Raw genomic sequence first — 1,261 nt, 5'->3', positions numbered from 1 at the left:
TTGGTGTTGGCGGGGCCCCCCCCCGCTCTAACTGGTTTGAGTGCTGGGCTAAAGCGCTCCCAGGGCATCTCGGCAACGCCGCGAGCGTGCGTGCCGGGCGTCGCACGGCAGGCGGCAGTTTGACGACAGGCCCTAGGGGGTGTCTTTCCGATCATCGGATCGTTGGTCCGGTGGTGAGGGACGGGGAGATTTCTGATGCTGCCTGGGCGGTGATGGGGCCGTTGCTGCCGCCTGCGGGTCGGGCTCGTGGCCGGTGGCGGGATCACCGCCAGGTGCTTGAGGGAATCGTGTTCAAGTTCCGTACCGGTCTGCCCTGGAGGGACCTGCCCGAGCGGTTCGGCCCGTGGCAGACCGTCCATGGACGGTTCGCCCGCTGGGCGGCCGACGGCACCTTCGACCGCCTGCTGGCCGCCGCTCAGGGCCGGGCGGAGGTGGACTGGCTGGTCGCGATCGACTCCACGATCGTGCGGGCCCACCAGCACGCGGCCGCCAAAGGGGGCTCGAAGAGCGCGGACTGGGACGCTCCCGCGGCGGGCTGACGAGCAAAGTCCACCTGGCCTGCGACGGCGCGGGCAGACCGCCGGCCTTCCTGCTCAGCGGCGGCAACCGCAACGACTGCACCCAGGCCGAAGCCGTCATCGGCCGCATCCGCGTGGCCGGTCCGGGAGCAGGACGACCACGGACCCGGCCCGATCGCGTCGTCGCGGACAAGGGTTACTCCGCCCGCGCCTTCCGGGCCTACCTGCGACGGCGCGGGATCAAGGCCACGATCCCCGAACGCACCGACCAGCTCGCCGGCCGCAGACGGCGCCGGGAACGGCCCTGCGGATTCGACCGGGCCACCTACCGGCGACGCAACGTCGTCGAACGCTGCTTCCACCGCCTCAAACAATGGCGCGGCATCGCCACCCGCTACGACAAACGCCCCGACCGCTACCTCGCCGCCATCACCCTCGCCAGCACACTCATCTGGCTCGACACATGATCGACAAGACACTCCCTAGTTGTGGAGCGGGTGCCGCGAACCGAACTCGCGCTCTGAGCATGGGAAGCTCAGAGCACCGGCAGCGTGGCGCTTTCCGTCGCCGCCGTCCGCAGCCGGGCCAGGATCGCCCGGGCCGCCTTCGCGTAGCCGAGGCTGTTGTTCTGGAGCACCGATTCCGCGTTGGCCAGTTCCAGGAAGGCGATCACCTCGAAGGCCAGCTGGCGTACGTCGGTGTCGGCGGCGAGCTCGCCCGCTGCCCGTGCCTCCTCGATCGTC

At 70.3% G+C, this 1,261-nt stretch carries 2 pseudogenes; one reads left to right on the top strand and one right to left on the bottom strand.

The features are described from left to right. Positions 1 to 173: 173 nt before the first annotated feature. A pseudogene (locus AB0M27_RS47950) lies at positions 174 to 985 on the top strand (IS5 family transposase). 68 nt (positions 986 to 1,053) lie between these two features. On the opposite strand, the pseudogene AB0M27_RS47945 reads toward AB0M27_RS47950, so the two are convergent. Continuing rightward, positions 1,054 to 1,261, bottom strand: a pseudogene (locus AB0M27_RS47945) (TetR/AcrR family transcriptional regulator); the annotation flags it as partial.

It is taken from the genome of Streptomyces sp. NPDC052107, assembly GCF_040680215.1.
Taxonomy (GTDB): Bacteria; Actinomycetota; Actinomycetes; order Streptomycetales; family Streptomycetaceae; genus Streptomyces.
Note: the sequence above shows the minus strand (reverse complement) of the source record. Positions and strands in the feature narration are given on the sequence as shown.